General features: G+C 42.1%; 14 protein-coding genes. 1 reads left to right on the forward strand and 13 read right to left on the reverse strand.

The window, feature by feature from the left end:
* Positions 1-109: 109 nt before the first annotated feature.
* The 13 genes from pseC to ACO08I_RS28365 form a co-directional block, all read right to left on the reverse strand.
* The gene (gene pseC / locus ACO08I_RS28305) at positions 110-1321 is read right to left on the reverse strand and encodes a UDP-4-amino-4,6-dideoxy-N-acetyl-beta-L-altrosamine transaminase (protein ID WP_421947838.1); all 1212 of its coding nucleotides are present in this window, start codon (positions 1319-1321) and stop codon (positions 110-112) included.
* On the reverse strand, positions 1321-2331 hold the full coding sequence (gene pseB, locus ACO08I_RS28310) for a UDP-N-acetylglucosamine 4,6-dehydratase (inverting) (RefSeq protein WP_421947839.1): 1011 nt from the start codon (positions 2329-2331) through the stop codon (positions 1321-1323). Before pseB ends, pseC begins: the two co-directional genes overlap by 1 nt.
* A complete protein-coding gene (locus tag ACO08I_RS28315; RefSeq protein ID WP_421947840.1) occupies positions 2328-3518 on the reverse strand; it encodes a hypothetical protein in 1191 nt (396 codons plus the stop codon). The genes pseB and ACO08I_RS28315 overlap by 4 nt, the downstream gene beginning before the upstream one ends.
* An 8-nt stretch (positions 3519-3526) precedes the next feature.
* Positions 3527-4153: an HAD family hydrolase gene (locus tag ACO08I_RS28320; protein WP_421947841.1), complete on the reverse strand. Its 627-nt coding sequence runs from the start codon at positions 4151-4153 to the stop codon at positions 3527-3529.
* Entirely contained in the window at positions 4146-4877 is a 732-nt protein-coding gene (locus ACO08I_RS28325) for a 3-deoxy-manno-octulosonate cytidylyltransferase (protein WP_421947842.1), read from the reverse strand. Before ACO08I_RS28325 ends, ACO08I_RS28320 begins: the two co-directional genes overlap by 8 nt.
* Complete coding sequence (locus tag ACO08I_RS28330) at positions 4877-6415, reverse strand: aldolase catalytic domain-containing protein (RefSeq protein WP_421947843.1); 1539 nt, start codon at positions 6413-6415, stop codon at positions 4877-4879. The genes ACO08I_RS28325 and ACO08I_RS28330 overlap by 1 nt, the downstream gene beginning before the upstream one ends.
* Before the next feature lie 24 nt (positions 6416-6439).
* The gene (locus ACO08I_RS28335) at positions 6440-8233 is read right to left on the reverse strand and encodes an ABC transporter ATP-binding protein (RefSeq protein WP_421947844.1); all 1794 of its coding nucleotides are present in this window, start codon (positions 8231-8233) and stop codon (positions 6440-6442) included.
* A gap of 398 nt (positions 8234-8631) precedes the next feature.
* Positions 8632-11028, reverse strand: a complete 2397-nt coding sequence (locus ACO08I_RS28340; RefSeq protein ID WP_421947845.1) for a GumC family protein — start codon at positions 11026-11028, stop codon at positions 8632-8634.
* Between the two features lie 2 nt (positions 11029-11030).
* Positions 11031-11849, reverse strand: coding sequence for a polysaccharide biosynthesis/export family protein (locus tag ACO08I_RS28345; RefSeq protein WP_421947846.1), 819 nt, complete (start codon positions 11847-11849; stop codon positions 11031-11033).
* Positions 11850-11994: 145 nt separating this feature from the next.
* On the reverse strand, positions 11995-13047 hold the full coding sequence (locus ACO08I_RS28350) for an NAD-dependent epimerase (RefSeq protein WP_421947847.1): 1053 nt from the start codon (positions 13045-13047) through the stop codon (positions 11995-11997).
* Positions 13048-13709: 662 nt separating this feature from the next.
* Positions 13710-14042: a four helix bundle protein gene (locus tag ACO08I_RS28355; protein WP_421947848.1), complete on the reverse strand. Its 333-nt coding sequence runs from the start codon at positions 14040-14042 to the stop codon at positions 13710-13712.
* Between the two features lie 1509 nt (positions 14043-15551).
* Positions 15552-15935 (reverse strand): type II toxin-antitoxin system VapC family toxin, encoded by a 384-nt coding sequence (locus ACO08I_RS28360; RefSeq protein ID WP_421947849.1) that lies wholly within the window; start codon positions 15933-15935, stop codon positions 15552-15554.
* On the reverse strand, positions 15926-16177 hold the full coding sequence (locus ACO08I_RS28365) for a hypothetical protein (protein WP_421947850.1): 252 nt from the start codon (positions 16175-16177) through the stop codon (positions 15926-15928). The genes ACO08I_RS28360 and ACO08I_RS28365 overlap by 10 nt, the downstream gene beginning before the upstream one ends.
* On the opposite strand from ACO08I_RS28365, the gene ACO08I_RS28370 reads away from it, so the two are divergent.
* A complete protein-coding gene (locus tag ACO08I_RS28370; protein WP_421947851.1) occupies positions 16163-16690 on the forward strand; it encodes a hypothetical protein in 528 nt (175 codons plus the stop codon). The genes ACO08I_RS28365 and ACO08I_RS28370 overlap by 15 nt on opposite strands.
* Positions 16691-16716: the final 26 nt, after the last annotated feature.

The raw sequence follows: 16716 nt of genomic DNA on the forward strand, positions 1-16716 counted from the left end.
GTCTTATATTAGAGTTTATTCACCCTGATTTTGTACGCGCGTACGCGTTGAGTTGCTCTCAGAGCCAGCTTTAATAAACTCTATTAATTTAAGAATTTTTTCATATATCTCAGCACCTAAGTTCGTAGTAGTCCCAGATGGTTTCGATAACACGCTCTTGGTCTATTTCGGATAGGGTAGGGAAAATAGGGATTGAAATACAGTGCTTATAATAGTTCTCAGCGTACGGTAAATCCCCTTCGTGCCAACCTTTATTTCGGTAATAAGGCATCATATGGCAAGGGATGTAATGAATTTGAGTATAAATTTTATTTGATTGCAAATGGTTATATAAACCTAGTCGATCTTTCACTTCAAGTACATAGAGGTGATAGGCATGACCTATGATGACCCCGCTTTGTCTGATCACGAAAGGAGCATTCTCGAAAGCCTGCTGATAGCGCTGAGCAATTTCTTTGCGACGGTGCATACCTTGAGCCGCACGGCTTAATTGGCTATTTCCTAATGCCGCTTGAAAATCAGTAAGACGATAATTATAGCCTAAGCTCTGCATCTCCATATACCAATTTGGATAGCTTTTGAGCTGCGTAATGGACGAGTCTATTCCGGCAGCAAAGGAAAGGTCATTAGTGAACTGAGTACTATCTTTTGTGATTCCATGCGTTCTTAAGACATTGAGCTTCTCATAAAGTACTCTGTCATTAGTTGTAATCATTCCACCTTCACCGGCAGCGATATGTTTTACTGGATGGAAAGAAAAAATAGCTAAATCGGCAAATTTGCCATTTCCACAATATTGCTCTACGCCATTGTTGTCCATGAAGTAACCTCCTGGGGCATGGCAGCTATCTTCTATTATCCAAAGGTCATATTCATCAGCCAAATTACGGAAGCTTTCCATGTTCACCGCTCTGCCGGCAAAATCTACGGGTATGATACCTTTATAAGCTCTAGATTCAGCTGATTCCAAGAGTCTTCTAACTGCCGTAATATCCAATAGGTAAGTATCAGGGTCAATATCTGCAAAGACTACTTCACCGCCGCAATAGCTGACACAATTAGCAGAGGCTGCAAATGTGATGGGCGAGGTAATAACTTTGTCCCCTGCTTGCACATTAAGTGCCAAAGTACAAAGGTGTAATGCAGCTGTTCCATTAGCGACTGCCACCGCGTATTCTGCACCTACATACTCCGCAAAAGCTGCTTCAAATTCGGGTATACGTGGACCTTGAGTAAGATAATCCGCACGAAGCGTGTTAACTACGGCTTCGATATCCTCATCTGAAATGTATTGCCGACCATATGGTATTGTATTCTCCATTATACTTCAAATGTAGGGTCTATATATTCTTTAATTAGTGACCTTAGGCTTTCAACGGTTTCCCATTCTGTGTTTTCTCCAGAGTTATACCTGAAGCCTAATTCAACTTTCTTCGCATTGAAATGAGCAATGTAGTCCGATAAGACCCATTTATGTCTAGAAGGAAGAATGGTATAATACTTACCAAGATCGTAGGTATTATAAGAGTCCGAAGAAGTAATCATTTCCTCATGAATCTTTTCACCAGGGCGAATACCTATGATTGGTTTATCACATTGAGGTCCTATAGCTTCTGCCACATCTGTAATTCGGTAGGAAGGGATTTTAGGTATAAAAATCTCTCCGCCCCAAGCATGCTCCAGAGCATGCATAATCATCGCTACTCCTCCTTTTAGACTGATATTGAACCGAGTCATTTCTGGATCGGTGATAGGAAGAGTTCCTTCATTCCTTTTATTTAGAAAGAACGGAATTACAGAACCGTTAGACCCCATTACATTACCATATCGAACAACACTAAATTTTATTGGGTTCCATCCAGTGATGTTATTTGCAGCTACAAAAAGCTTGTCTGATGCAAGTTTTGTAGCGCCATATAAATTTACAGGAGCAGCAGCTTTATCTGTCGATAGGGCAATTACTTTTTCAACCCCTGTTTCCAAGCAAGCATCGATAACATTTCTAGCGCCGTCAATATTAGTTTTTACACATTCTTCAGGATTATATTCTGCAATTGGAACATGCTTCATTGCTGCTGCGTGGATAACGTAGTCAATATCTTTACATGCTCTGACTAGCCTTGCTTTGTCCCTGACATCACCAATGAAAAATCTAATTTGTTTTTTATATTCCTCAAACTCCATCGCCATATGATATTGCTTTTGCTCATCACGAGATAGGATAACCAATTTTTTAAGTTGAGGATATTTAGTTAATAAGTGCTTCGCGAGGGCTTTACCTAATGAGCCAGTTCCTCCTGTAATTAGGATTGATTTATCTTTCAAATTCATGTTTGCTTTGTTTGGTTTTTAAACATCATACCATCATGGATAAGCTTGATAGCTTTTGAAGATGGTTTGGGTTCAAAACGCACGTGTTCTTTATAATTACTAAGGATTTGTTCTTTATCGAAGTTGTTATTAATGATTGATTCTGCTTGCAGAAGTAAATCTTCCTTAGTATCAACAGAGACGACTAATCCAAGCTCTTTAAAAATACGCCGACCAACGACGTGATTACCTTCGTTCCCTAACCAAAAATCAATTACTAGTTTATCAAGAGCTAAAGGTAATATACATGCTGAAGTATTCAGTGCAACTATCAGCCGGGCCCTTTTTGCTAATATTAATGGGTGAGCATAGGATATTTCATATGCTAGTCCATTAGCTCGGTTTAATCGTTTTAGTAAATATGATTTTTTTTCTCTTGGATGGGGTTTAACGATCAGTTTCATGCCTAGCTGTCGCGCACATTCGATTGTAGAATTTATCAGATAGTCGTATGAACTTTTCTTTAGATTTACGGGGTGTATATTTCTGCTCAAAAGCAGCATCGCAGATTGCTCACTTTCTTCCTCAGCATCTTTTACAAATTTCTCCAGCCATACCTTTTCTAAAAAAGGATAACCAACAACCTCGATGTTGTCTACCGGGTGCTTTAGAGCGTAAAACCCTACATCATGTTCAGACGCTACTAACATTTTATCGTAGTTAACTTTCTTCTGAACATGAATTGGTCTCCCATCTTTTTTATTTCCATTTATGAAAAAGGAATGAGGAAAGCGGACATAGTAGAAATCAGGAAAGACTTTTTTTACAATTTTATAAGATAGTGTATCTGTTCCAGATTCAGATAGTACTGTGACATCTGACCCCAAAGCTTGCAACTCATTAATAAGTCGTTGTCCGAATAGCCTATTTATGACAAGATTATACCATTTCTTTAGAGGTTTATAAGGTAACATCCAGACAACGCGATAAAATAAAGAAGGGAATTTATCAAATACTATTTCTTTATCTACAATATCCGTTAAGTTCTTTTTTAGATGGTAGTTTTTTTTTAGATTTTGATAAATACTTTTTTTGTCGTAAATAACGGTAATTCTAATATGGTATTGAGTCTTGGCGATGTCTAGAATCGGAATTATCCAGTCGAGTTCACCTGGAGACATGTTAAGTACAAGTAAGATGTTTTTCATGAAATGATTTAAAGGGAGAGAGGGTCAAAAATGAAATAAGTTTCGCTTCCCTTTTCAAGTATAGGATTATTATACCCTTGAAATTTAATGTTGTTTCCAATAGCAGCCTCTTTGTCATTCGTGGAGTCACCAATTAAGACACAATGATCAACAGAATATTGATGTATATTGAGCAATTCTTTAATCCATTCAATTTTTGGCTTAGGAGAGCCGTGTATAGACTTGAAATACTGGTCGATATTCAGTTCTTTGCAGATAGTACGCAATTCTTTTTGATCTGAACCAGAAACGATGTGCATAGCATAGTTATTGTTATTTTGTCTAATAAAATTATTCGTTTCTTTAATTAATAAAGAGGGATCGATAAGTCTCTTCAACATGATATCTGAAAAGTGAGCTGATAAGTCTTGTACTTGTCTTTTTGTGATAGCTTCTTTTCTAATCACCTCAAAAAAGTAACGGAACTTGACATACCTAGATAACCCTCCATTAAGAATATGATACGTAATGAGCTGCTGAACTTGTTTTTCTGGAAATTTTTTCAATACCTCTCTAAAGCCATAGTCACGAACCGAATTAGAATTCAGTATCACTCCGTCAAAATCCCAGAAGATGACCTGAATATTATTATACATTTTCAAGTTTTTTTAGCTCAATCATAACTTTATCTAGATCTTCAGGAGTGTCTACAGGTATAGAAGTTGTTGAAAGTGGGATCATTCTTACTGGTATACCTAATTCAATAAATCGAAGTAACTCAATATCTTCAATTGATTCCAGCGGTGTTTTTTCCGTTTGGGCTGCAAATGTTTTTAGGGTCACTTTCGGAAAGGCATATACACATACCTGACGCCAAGCCTTAGTAAAAGATTGTTTTTTATTACCCGGAATACTGCTTCTAGACATATATAATAAGCTATTGTCTTTTGAAAATACAACCTTAGGAGTATGAGAATTGATGTAATCAGCTTCGTCAATTGAGGCATAACCATTTATGATTTCACCAGGGTATTTTTGCGCTGCCCTAATAGTGGCTCTAATGTCTGCTGGATTCATTAAAGGTTCGTCACCTTGTACATTGATGTATATATCTGCATCAATCTTTGTTGCTACTTCGGCTACTCTGTCTGTACCGGTCATACATTCAGTAGAAGTCATGATAACATTCATGCCCATTAATTTGCAATGGTTTTCAATTTCAAGGTGATCAGTAGCAATAATTAGTTGGTCAGAAGGAACTGCTAACAGACATCTATTATAAGTTCTTTCCAACATGCTTTTACCCATCAAATTTAGTAATGGTTTACCTGGCAACCTGGTAGATTGCATTCTTGCGGGTATTACGGTAAGGAATTTCATCAAAGTAGGGAATAAATTGAAACCACATTATCGATATATACAGTTGGAGTGAGGGCGACAATTTCACCTTTAAATGAAGTCATAAAACAAGAAAACAAAAACTTATTCTCTTCGGTTAGCTCTTGTGTTTTTATTGTCAGCTCTTCCGAAGCATAGCCATCATAACCAGCTAAATAGAGGTGCTTTACTTTTAAGTCCAGTGCTGCTTGGAGCGCAATAGCTGTGTGTGAGTCAATGTATTTGTCTGTGAATGTATTTTTTGCTATCTCTTTCGCATTATGCTTAAGAGAACTAGGTATATAGGTCCCCATTACTCTTGGATAAGGCGGCAAAATACAAACAGTGTTATTAGGTAGTGTGCCATGGAATACATCTTCCATCCTGTAGCCCTCATTGCCTACCAAGCAGAAATATTGAGGATTTTTCAAATGCTTAAAAATCATGGCATTCTTAGAGCTGGCATGGATAATTAAAATATCCGGATTGCGATTTAAGTATTCAGCTATAGCCTTAGAATGTTGACTTACGGATGAACCTCCACCAACAATTAGGGCATTTTTAACCTTTTTCTTTGGTCTAAATGTTTGGAGTTTTTCGTTATCTTCCTGTCCCTTTGACAAATTTTGAAGTGCGCGAATAATACTGTTAAAAGAATAGTAGCGCTTGCTGACCCAGCTCATCACATCCTTTTGTGGAAGGGAATTAGCTCCCGAAACCATGTAGGGTAAGTTTGTACCCCATTGGTATTCTTTTTGTAGCTCTGAAAAAGTATCAACTACTTTACTCAATTCGTTGAAAGGGAAGTCTATTTTATTCTGTGCATTGAGAGCAGTCAAGAGGAGTTCTGTCTTCAAGTTACCTGCCCCGCGCCCCATCCCTGTAATTGTGGCATCCACTATATCGATATCGTGTTCAATAGCCGTTAGTGTATTTGAGAAAGCCATCTCTAAATTATTATGAGAGTGGAAACCTAGTTTTACCGAAGTCTTAGAGCGCAAAAAATGAATGCTATTTTTTACTTCTTCAGGATATACACCACCAAACGAATCTACCATGTAGAAGTAATCTAAAAGATCATCAATATCAGATGCTGATTCTAGAAATGCTTTGTTATTTTTCCAAGTTGACATGTACATTACATTGAAGCTAAGTGCAAATCCTAGCTTCTTGATGCTCTCGCCTAAATGAAGGGCACGATTAATGTTTTTGGGATTTATTGCAACACGAACCATATCTACCATACTTCTGACTGGTTCTAATAACTTTTCTGCATCTTTAGGAGTAGTGTTTTTTTCATCTATTAAAATTGCGAGCTTTTTATTCGATACAGACTTTATTTTTTGAACTAATGACGGAGGACAATAAAAAAATTCTCCCATGTAGGACTTCATGGGTACAGAGCGATAACCAATTTCTAAAAACTCAATAGGAATATGGTTAAAGGCTTCAAGGTAGTTTTGCACGACGGATTCTGGGAAATCCCAATTAGTATAATAGCCACCGTCTCTAAGGGTACAGTCTAATATTTTGGTTTTCATTTTCAATTCGATTAAATGTAAATTTTAGACTTCTTGCAACGCAATCATCCGCTGGAAAGCTTTGGACTCTTTGACTAGCTGCTTATAACTGCCAATCCTCTCTATTCGCCCTTTATTCAAAACGACTACTCGATCTGCATTCTTAATTGTCGATAGTCTGTGAGCTATTATCAAAATAGTGTAATTGCCTTTCAAAGTGTCAATATTTGTTTGGATTTCCTTTTCTGTTGCGGAGTCTAGAGCAGAAGTTGCCTCATCCATGAACAGGAATTCTACTTCTTTGTATAGTTCACGAGCTATAGAGATGCGTTGTTTCTGTCCGCCGCTCAGGTTAATTCCATTATTTCCCAATCTGGTATCTTCTCTTTTTGGTTGTGCCAACATAAAATCCAAGATACTAGCTTTCTTCAAAGCTTCCTCAAATCGTAAACGATTTTCAGGCGTTTTCTCTGCCCAGAATGAAACATTGTTGTAAATAGTGTCATCAAATATTACGGGATCTTGTGTAATATATCCAATCCGTTTTTGATAGGTAGTTATGTCAATTTGCAGACTGTCTGTCTCGTCAAGAAAAAACATACCAGTTGTGGGTTTTAAAAGACCAATTAGAATATTCATTAGAGTGGTTTTACCTGAACCACTTTCACCCACAAAAGCAATTGTTTCATTTTTATTAATGATCAGATCAATATCTTTAAGAATATCTATCCCTTCATCATACATAAATGAAACTTTGTTAAGCTTAAGAGCTTTATCAAGACCTTGAAAAGGGGTTTTTCCAAATACCTCTTGGTGTTTTTTTAATTTATTTATAAATACCGTCATATTTTCTAGTGATCCAGATACTGATAAGAACTGATTGTAATTGGATTGTAATGTCATCACGGAAGTAAGGCATCTATAAAAAAATAACAAACTGAGAATAATAGTAGATAAACTTCCCCCTAAATAATTGACTTGAATGATTATGACAAGTACCACTATGCCTATCATAAGTGGTTCACGTAATCCACGCATTATTCCATCAAGAATACCAATTGTACGCATTGCTTTTTCGATCTCATAGACTCTTTCTTTAAGTTTTAAAGCGTATTTTTCTATACTTGCTGTAGATTTAAGATATTTAAAAAAAGCGACTTCTTGTATTAGTAACCCTTGAAAACCATGATTGCTCTTCACTAATTCACTTGATAGAGACTTTGTTTTTTTATATAGATAAGAAAAGATGAAATTAGAAACCCATCCTCCTATCAATACTAATACAGCAAATTCAGGATTGGCTAAAAAGGCAAGACTTGCATAAGTTAAGACCAGAATAAATAGCTTTAGTATCGCTGTATATTTTTGAAAGCCTGACATAACCCTTTGTACCTCACCACTTAGAGTATTTTGTATAAGACCAACATCTTCCTTGACAAAAGCATAATAGCTATATGCTGCTAATGCATCAATATTTTCTACTCGGATATTTCGAATAAAAAACTGTTGATATGAAGCAGTTAGATATTGTTGGAAATACATGGCTAAACCTTTACATGTAAAGAAGATAAACATAGTTACAAGTACTACGTTGAGCGTTAGTTTTAGACCTAAATAATTTAGACTGTTTAATATGAAAGCTAGGTTACCCATCTTCTCTGTACTTGCGATATCATTTTGATCTGTCAATAACTCTAGAAGAGGAAGGAACATAGCTAAGCCTAAACCATCCATAACGCCTACAGCTATACTTACCACTAAAAGTAGATACATACGATAGCCCAGATGGGCGTGGAAATACTGGAGATAAGGAAATTTTACGGTTAAAAATTGTACCAAAATAGCAATATTGTTAACGAGAGTGTTTTAGAAGATAAGTCAGAAAAATTTTGATGACTATACACTTTTAGAAGTTAGCTACCATAAGTGTAAAACTTTAGACGGTAAAGTGTAAATACTTTTTGTCTGAAGAACACACATATTCAAGGATGACAATATAGTTTGTTAACGCAAATTTTGTATATTCGTTATATTACTTTTTCACCAGTTCCTTAGTAAATCTTTACTTTCGAAGCTGCTATAGAATAGAGTAAGGAAATGTACTAACTAAATCGCGGCTTTTCTGCATTAGAATCTTGGTCGTTTTTTACTATGTTGCATGGCAGGTTTTGATCTGGCACAAATTATGATGTTTTGCAAGATCAAAACCTTTATTAATGAATCTAAGTCATGAGAGTTTACTTGTTGAAAATATTTAGAGTTCTCCCTGTTCTTTTAGGGTTGTCATCATCTTCATAATACCCATACCCATACCCATACCCATACCCATACCCATACCCATACCCATACCCTTTGCCCTCTTTCACGCCGTTCAATACAATTGATGGATTTTTTAGCTTTTTGTCTTTACGCATTTCCTCAAGCCCACCTAAAACTTGCTGAGGCGTTTTTCCATAACGAATAGAAAAAAGTGAAATATCTGTGTAAGGTTCTAGTAGGAATGCGTCCGCTACCAATCCAACCGGTGCTGTATCGATTACAATATAATCAAATTGTTGCTTCAAATATTTAAATAGCTCAGTCGTCTTACTACCACTCAATAGTTCTGATGGGTTTGGCGGTACCGGACCACTTGGAATAAAGAAAAGGTTCTCATTAATTTCAGTAGGTCGGATTATACTTTCTAATTCGATGTTAGAGACTAGATAATTAGTAACCCCTTCCCCTTCGTAGTCGGATTGTTGGGTTAGATACTTAGACAGCTTTGGCTTGCGTAAATCCATACCCAAAACAACGACTCGCTTACCAGTCAGGGACAAAGAAATTCCCAAGTTAACAGCGATAAACGTCTTTCCATCCCCACTCATACCAGATGTTATTAGTATTACCTGTTTAGATTGTCCCTGCCCAATATAATTCAGATTGGTTCTAAGTAATCGGAACATCTCCGCAATCCCTGAGCGGCTATTCGGTTTTACCACAATTGGGTTTTGACCTTTGCTCTGTGCAATAGCCCCAAGTACTGGTGTTTGGGTGAAACGTTTGATGTCTGCCTCGCTATAAATTTTATTATCCAATAATTCCCATATAAATATCAGCCCAATAGGAAGTGCAAAGCCCAGTATAAGCCCTAGCGTATAAATACGCATGGCATTTGGGGAAACTGGACCACCACCAGAAATTGCCGGGTCAATTACACGGGCATTAGGCACTGTAATGGCAGCGGAGAGCGCTGTCTCCTCTTTCTTCTGCAATAAAAAGAGAAATAACGCTTCTTTAATATTCTGCTGCCGCTTAATTTCCAACAATTCTCTTTCCTGTCGTGGCACTTTATTAATCCGTTGCTGCAATTCTTTAAGCTTGCGTTGGGTTTCTCTAATTGAGAGCTCCAGGTTTTCTCGTACCGCCTGTACACTCTGTACAATGTTATTCCGCATGCCTGCCAACTGTTGATTGAGCGCAATAAGTTGCGGGTTATCCGCCCCTGCAGCCCGCATCAACCGTTCCCGGTCTAATAGTAATTCATTATACCGTTGTATTTGAGCATCCACCCCCCCAGCATCTTCAAGGACGATATTAGCGGGTATTAATTCGTACTGAGTCACATCCCCACCACTGAGTATGTCCTCAACCGCCTTAAGGAGCTCTAGACGGATTTGCTTTTGAGTCAGGGTATTATCATACTGACCAATTTCTTCGAGAACTATATTTACTGTCGTAGCGGCTTCTGTAGGGATCTCATTTCTTTCCTTGTACTGCTCAAGTCCTCCCTCTACATTACTCAGTTCTATGGTTAGCAACCGCAGTCGATCATCAATAAATTTAAGCGTCTTCTTCGCTACCTGATTCTTATCATCAATAGCTGCCTGATTGTAAACTTCAACTAGTTTATTCAGAATATCAATTGCCTTTTGAGGCACGGGGTCTTCAATTTGCAGATTCAAAACACTAGAGTAATCATCGACCGTTTTAACTTGTAGTGGTTTCAGGTAACGCTTTGGACTTACGCCAATATTGATTTGAATACGATTAGCACTGCTTTGATAGGGGACGTACCGCAACCAAAAGGTATCTTTCTCAAGGGTTAGAGGTTCATCAAAAGTATATGAGCTTTCGATCTCGTTTTCCACGTCAAGGAGTGTGTAGGATTCTGAGCTATTGATTTCAATATCCAGCGTAGCTTGCCTTTCACCTTCATTCCAATGCACAGAATCTAAAACTATAGGGGAGTTCAAATACAGATCGGAATTCCTTAACCTCCCCAAGCCCACATATTCTACATTTAGTCCCAGTTCTGCCATCACTTCGCGCATTAGCGTACGTGACTTGAGAATTTGTATCTCATTCTCGATATTGCTACTAGGTTTCAGTATGCCAATTTCCTGTAGTACCGCTTCTTCAGACAACCCACTGCTTTCTTCTTCTTTGATTAAAATTGTTCCATTTGCCTGATAGATTGGTACGGTATACCTTAAATACAATCTTGCTAAGAAAAAACCAGTGACCACACAGAGCCCAATCCAATACCAATTCCGAAGGAAAGCAAAGAGGAGTTCGCGTACATCGATAGTGTCGCCTCCGTAGGGCTCGGAGAGAATTAAATCAGAGTTATTTATATTTTGGTTACTGTTCAAAATTATATATTACTAAGGGTTAGCGCAAGAGTGGTAAGCGCCGTAATCGCCGATAGCCATGGCAGAATCCGTGTTGATTGATCACGAATAGAAGCCGTTCGTACCTCTAAAGGCTCCACATAAATCACATCATTCTGCTGAAGGTAAAAATAAGGGGACTTAAAAATGTCCCGTTCCTGTATATTCAGTCTGCCAAACTCGCGCTGCCCATCTTCTTCCCGGATAACCAGAATGTTGGTCCGGTTACCATAGGGGGTAATATCGCCGGCTTGTCCCAGCATGTCCAAAACAGTTACTCTTTCATTAGCTACGAAAAAAGTGCCTGGTTGTAAAACTTCACCTAAAACTGTAATTCTAAAGTTCAAAAATCGTACGGAAACGACTGGATTATTCAAAAATGGTTCCAGCTTTTCCAGTACAACCTGCCGTACTTCGTCCGTTGTTCTCCCCAATACCTTAATTTCTCCAAGTATGGGCATATCAATCGCCCCTTCCCGGTCAACAAGATAGCCAATTAAGGGGCGCATACCTCCTCCCCCCATCATTTGCATATTCATGCCCTCCGGGTCAATATTAAAAGGCATCGCCGCAATTGGGTCGAGTGCTTTTATCCGGATAGAGAGCAGGTCGTCCGGTTGTATCGTGAGTTGAGGCAGGTTTTGGATAGCTTCCGGAGCTGTTGGGAATTCAGGGCCTCTATTAAAGTTAAGTAGTTCATCATGCGTAACGCAGGAAGACAAAAATAAGCTTAGCCCAAAGCTATACAACAGAAGCAGCTGCCTTGAATTGATCTTAAATCTGATTTTTGAAGATTTAGTCATTATAAATTCCACCTGATTAGTAGGCAAAAGTAGTCTTTTTTATGATTTACAGCCAATTACTTTGTTTTCAAAAAGGTAGCAGCCTATGTATCTAATTTAAATAATTGATCAGAGCTCCCTGTAGATATATTTATTTTACTGGGTTTTAGATTTTATAGTACTCAAGGTACCAATCCACAAACTGACTAATACCTGCCTGAATACTCGTCCCAGGCTTATATCCAAAGTTATCCATAAGGTCCTGCACATCCGCATAAGTCGCGGGCACGTCCCCCGGTTGGATATCCATCATATTTTTCTCTGCCGTAATCCCCAGTTTCTCCTCAATCGCCTTAATAAAGTCCATCAGCTTCACCGGGTTGTTATTCCCGATATTGTAGACCTTCCATGGCGCCACGGAGGAGTCAGGCAGGGGAGCCGCGCCGGTCCACTGCGGGTTGCCCTTTGGTGGGTTGTCGATGACGCGCACCACGCCCTCCACGATATCATCCACGTAAGTAAAGTCGCGCACCATATTGCCGTGGTTGAAGACTTTGATGGGCTCGCCCTTGAGCATGGCTTCGGTGAACAGGAAAAGCGCCATATCCGGCCGGCCCCAGGGGCCATAGACGGTGAAGAAGCGGAGCCCGGTAGTCGGTAGCCCAAACAGATGGCTGTAAGTATGCGCCATCAGCTCGTTGCTCTTTTTGGAAGCCGCGTAGAGGGAGATGGGGTGGTCCACATTATCGGCCGTCGACAGCGGCATTTTCTCATTCAGTCCGTACACGCTGGAGCTGGAGGCGTAGGCGAGGTGCCCAACCTCGTGGTGGCGGCAGCACTCCAGTATATTGGTAAATCCGATGATATTGCTATCGATATACGCCTGCGGGTTGATGAGGCTGTAGCGCACGCCCGCCTGTGCGGCCAGGTTAACTACCGCATCAAATTTTTCCGCTTTGAAGAGTTTATCGAGCCCTTCCCGGTCCACCAGGTCCAGCTTGACGAACTGGTAGTTGTCGTGGGTGGTGCTTTTAACGGGCTTGCCGTAGGCTATGGCATCGGTATTGATCCCCGCGCTTTTGAGGCGGTCGTATTTGACTTGTGGGTCGTAGTAGTCGTTGATGATGTCGAGGCCGGTGACTTGGTCGCCGCGGGCGGTTAGGCGGTTGGCGAGGTGGTAGCCGATGAAGCCTGCGGTGCCGGTAATAAGTATTTTCATTCTGTAATTAGTATTGGAATGCTTGTGCTGGGTCCAGGTTGAGGTTGGTCTCATGCTTGGTCTGTGCCGAGGATGAGGTTGAGACCATCCGGGATCTGCTGCAGGAAGCGACCGTTAGCGGTCGCCGCCTGGGAGCCGTTGTGTAGCCCCTCAACCTTAACCTTAACCTCTCTTTGCCCTGGGTCAGGTTGAGGTTGGTCTCATGCTTGGTCTGTGCCGAGGATGAGGTTGAGACCATGCGGGGTCTGCTGCGGGGGAGCGGCCGTTAGCGGTCGCCGCAAGGGAGACCTAGCCTGGGCTCTCAACCTTATCCTCAACCTCAACCTTTGCCCTGGGGCTAGGTTGAGGTTGGTCTCATGCTTGGTCTGTACCGAGGATGAGGTTGAGACGATCCGGGGTCTGCTGCAGGGAGCGACCGTTAGCGGTCGCCGCAAGGGAGACCTAGCCTGGGCTCTCAACCTTATCCTCAACCTCAACCTTTGCCCTGGGTCCAGGTTGAGGTTGGTCTCATGCTTGGTCTGTGCCGAGGATGAGGTTGAGACCATGCGGGGTCTGCTGCGGGGGAGCGACCGTTAGCGGTCGCCGCCAGGGAGGCCTAGCCAGGACCTCAACCTTATCCTCAACCTCAACCTCAACCTTTGCCCTTGCCCTTGCCCTTGCCCTCACCCCAACGCCCTCATCAACCGGTTTAATTCCAAAATCAGGACACTATATTCCTGATAGAGGTTTTCGACCTTTTCCGGTGTGAAATATTCAACCTGTTGTCCGTAAAGGAGGTGGCTTTGAGTTTCGAATGCTGATCCACGGGCGATGGTATAAAAAAAGCTTTTGTCTTTTGAAGTATGCCTGCCAAACCCTTCTGCAATATTACCGGAGACGCTATTAGAAGATCTTCTGATTTGCGAGGTCAATCCATAGTCTTCTGATCGGGGCAGAGGTACGGTCAGCTGGAAGACTTCGGTAGCCAGGTTATTTGCTTTTTGCCAGACGGGCATTTCGGTGAAGGATTGGTAGCGTATGGTGGTCTGGGGTTTTCTTGGGTTAGGTTGAGGTTGTTCTTAGGCTTGGTCTGTACCGAGGGTGAGGTTGAAACGATCCGGGGTCTGCTGCAGGAAGCGACCGTTAGCGGTCGCCGCTTGGGAGGTCCAGCCTGGACTCTCAACCTTATCCTCAACCTCAACCTTTCCCTTGCCATCGCCCTGCCCCTACGGCTTCGCCAACGATAAGTCGCAAGGGCTTATCAACTGGAATAAATCAGGACTGTTTTATCAGCGGGAATGCTGACAAGCAGTGTTGGGAATGTTCGTTGTGTTTGCCCTGTCATGTGTTAGACGGTACAAAAAAACGAAGGGGTTTTGAGAGTGCCAAATTTTTTTGGGGTTTTTCTTTTGGGTTGTTTTTTGTAATGGGAGGTGTAGGGTGACTTTGTGTAAGGCTTCGTCGGTCGGTGGGGGGCTTCCCCTTTCTCTGAGCACCGAAGCTGATGCGAAGGCGTTAGGGGATTGGCTGGCTTCCCATAATTTATCCATACGGACAGGTCCATACGGACAAGTTATGGGGAGTCGGAAACCTTAACCTTAGCCTCAACCTCGGCTGGGCAGTGCCTAGCTTTTCCTGGGGGAGGTTGAGGTTGGTCTGGGGCGGGGTCTTTGCGAGGATGAGGTTGAGGGCTGGGCGGGGTCTTCCTGGGTCGACCGTTTGCGGTCTCCTGCGGGGGAGCTAGGGTTGGTCTTCGGGGCGGGGTCTGCAGGGGGCGGTGGCATGGGGCGAGCGGTGCCGGTCGGGGAGGCTTGGGAAATCGGAACGCCGGGGGCTCTCCCTTCCCCCGGCGTTCTGTAAGCAGTGCCCAGCTGGTGTGGCCTTGGCGTTCACATTTCGTACCTACGGCACGAGGCGATGGTTGGTCTTGGGTGTTACCTACATTTTGCCCCTAACGGGGCATGGGCTGTGGTTTGGAACTGTAAAACAGAGAAATGTACCCATACGGGCCTTGCTGCGCTTCGGAAATGTAAAACTGGAAAATGTAAAAGTGGCGAGCGGTGCCAGTGGTGCGGTCTTGGGGCGAGCGTTGCCGGTGGGTTGGTCTGCGGGAGGCGGTCGCGAAGCGCCCGTTGCTTTGGGGGACATAGGCTGGCGCTGAACCTTAACCTTGGTGGGGCTGCTTTGTGGACCAACCTTAACCTTTAGCTGGGGGTAGCTTGGGGCGAGCGGTGCCAGTCGGTGGTTCCGGGGTCGCTTCGCTGTTAATGAAGGTTTCTTTTCAAGATGGGAAATGGGGTGAAAACGGGTAATTGGGTTTTGGTGCGGGCGGTTCTTCCCCTTTCTCTGAGCGCCGAAGCTGATGCGAAGGTGTTGGGGAATCGGCCGACTTCCCATAATTTATCCGTATGGACTTATCCGTAGGGACTTGTCCGTATGGACAGGTCAGTCCATTCACAAGGCTTTGGTTATCAGCCGAAGTGCACCTCCAAACCTACGCTAACCTTTTTCTTTCTGCTTTTATCCTATGGCGGTGTTAGGAGGCTGAGGTTTTCAATCCTTGAAAAATCTTTGACGTTGATAGTGGCCAACGGTAAATTATTGCTGATGGCCGTTGCCGCAATCAGGATGTCATCAGTTGGGATGAGTTGACTTCGTTTTTTCAAATCCAGGTAGATTTTGGCGGCTGTTTTTGAGCAGGCGTCATCAAAGGGTAAGACTGGGATATCAGATAATAGTTCTCTCCAGAAAGGGTCTTGGTTCTTATCGCCTTTAAATACCTCGTATTTTACGATTGCGGGAATTGTGAAGCTGTATTTACCTGCCAGGTCAAAAAGAAAACTGGTCTTTTTGTCGTTTGACCTGTAGTAGCTGATCAGGACGGAGGTATCTAGTGTAATTACTTCCACTTATCGAAGTGTTTCTTTTTCTCCAGGTAAAGTTCATAGTCTTCATTAGCCATTACCGGACCGTTGAGCAGTTTGTTTTGAAGTGGGGTGTATTCAGGGTCTTTGTCATTTTGTTGAGGTCTAGCTTGGTTTTTTTGTTTTATAGATTCGATCGTAGACTGCATGAGTAACTCAGCGAGCTCCAGTTTTTCTTTCCAATTGAGTTGGCTTAGGTAAGTATGGTATAGTTGATTGATATTCATTATTCTATTCTTATTTTCTTTATTGGAACGCTTGGCGGAGTGGGGTGGTTCCAGGATTTTATGTTTTTTTGGTTCTATATTTTTGTGGTGTTGTATGCGTGGGTTCTTCCTGTTTCTCTGAGCGCCGAAGCTGATGCGAAGGCGTTAGGGGATTGGCCGGCTTTCCATAATTTATCCGTATGGACGGGCCAGTATTGGCGCTTTAGGCTTCGTCGGTCGGTGGGGGCAGCGTGGGCGGTTGCTTTCGAGCGGTGCCGGTCGGTGTGGCTTGGGGGCAAATATTACATTTTCTTTTCCTGGATGAAAAGAAACAAAAATCACGGCTGTGCATCGTTCTTAACGGGAAAATCGCAGACAGCCGACTCGCGCCTACAAACTCGCCTTGGTGCGTGGTGGGAAAATGGGGGCGCAGGGAATAGCTTGATGTCGGGTTTTCAGGTTGTGTGGGCGTATTGGCTCAAACAGTGTATCCGCGCCACTGCGTGGCCGTCGTCTGCCTGCGATTTTCCCTAAACGCTGCAAGGCCGGGGGCCGGGCGG

This window comes from Phaeodactylibacter xiamenensis (genome assembly GCF_965229835.1).
Lineage (GTDB): Bacteria > Bacteroidota > Bacteroidia > Chitinophagales > Saprospiraceae > Phaeodactylibacter > Phaeodactylibacter xiamenensis.